1 protein-coding gene and 1 pseudogene are annotated in these 1205 nt (G+C 70.1%); both read right to left on the reverse strand.

Annotation, left to right across the window (positions count from 1 at the left end; all coding sequences use genetic code 11):
* A pseudogene (locus ACIHCQ_RS44600) lies at positions 1-478 on the reverse strand (IS5/IS1182 family transposase); the annotation flags it as partial.
* Between the two features lie 63 nt (positions 479-541).
* On the reverse strand, positions 542-895 hold the full coding sequence (locus ACIHCQ_RS44605; RefSeq protein ID WP_399675103.1) for a hypothetical protein: 354 nt from the start codon (positions 893-895) through the stop codon (positions 542-544).
* Positions 896-1205: the final 310 nt, after the last annotated feature.

A 1205-nucleotide genomic window follows, 5' to 3' on the forward strand; every position in this document is an offset into this window, starting at 1 on the left:
GGCCCACAGCAGGCGGCCGTTGTCGTCGGTGAGTGCGATCACGAGCAGGCCATGCGCATTTGTGTTTCCCGGAGTAGTTCTTCCGGTTCTCGCCCCCGGTGCGCCGCCGGGTGCGTATCAGCGAGCCGTCCAGCAGGACGATCCCACCACCCTTTCGGGCGATCTTCTTCAAGGCGCAGTCCAGGCGCGGGGCGCGGGCGGCCAGCAGGCCGACGACCTCGCGGACCCAGCGGGTGACGGTGGTGCGGTGTACCCCGTTCCCGCCGGCCAGATCGCCCGGCCGCTGGTCACAGCGCAGCACCGCGAGCACGATCCCCGCGATCTTCCCCGCGGGCAGGGCCCGCCACGGTGAGCCGATCTTCTTCAGATGGCCGCGGATCAGGGTGGCGAGGTAGTTCAGGGTGGCGCTCGACAGCGGCAGGCGGGCGGTGTAGACAAGGCCGTCAGGGCCCTCGGCGTGAGGGTTGTTTTTCTTCACATCAAACTCAACTGCCGCCGGGGGCCCGCCGGTTACGCCCCGCCGTCCTCGTCCCGGCGCGGGTTACCGGCGTGCGGTGAACCGCCCGTCGGGCCGCTTGTGCAGCCAGCCACGATCGGCGAGCTTGGTCATCTTCGCCCGCAGCGGCTCCAGCTTCCCGCGCACCGCCACCTCCAGCCCCAGCTCCTCGCCCACCGTCCTGACCTGCACCGGACCATCGGCGGCCCGGACGATCGCCAGGATCTTGCGGTAGTCATCGGGCAGCGCGGTCTCGTCTGGGTCATCACCGCGATGCGGGATCAGCAGCACCGCACGCCCCGCCATCTGCGCTTTCACTGGAGCCACTGCGGCGGTGGCCTCCGCCTCGGCCCGGTCCTGTTCGGCCAGCCGGTGCAGCACCCGCTCGGCGATCACCAACTCCTCCCGCTCCGCCTGAACTTCCTCAAGCCGCTGAACAGTTCCTCGGCGAGCGCGTCCAGCTCGCTCCGGCGCGCCGTGATCCGCTCCAACTCGGACATCCCCGCTCCCTCCCCCGATCCGGCGGTGCATCCGTACGGCGCCGGATCGTAGGCGGGCCCTCACGACAGGCGCAGCAGAACCCGAGAACCGCCCCGGCCGCCCTGTCAGACGATCTTCACCGTGGACACGGTCCGCCGACCAGCGCGAGCATGCCAAGACGCCCGCACACCAGACCCGTGACCTGCAACTTCACGATGCACACCGCTCA

Source organism: Streptomyces sp. NPDC052236 (assembly GCF_044548015.1).
Taxonomy (GTDB): domain Bacteria; phylum Actinomycetota; class Actinomycetes; order Streptomycetales; family Streptomycetaceae; genus Streptomyces.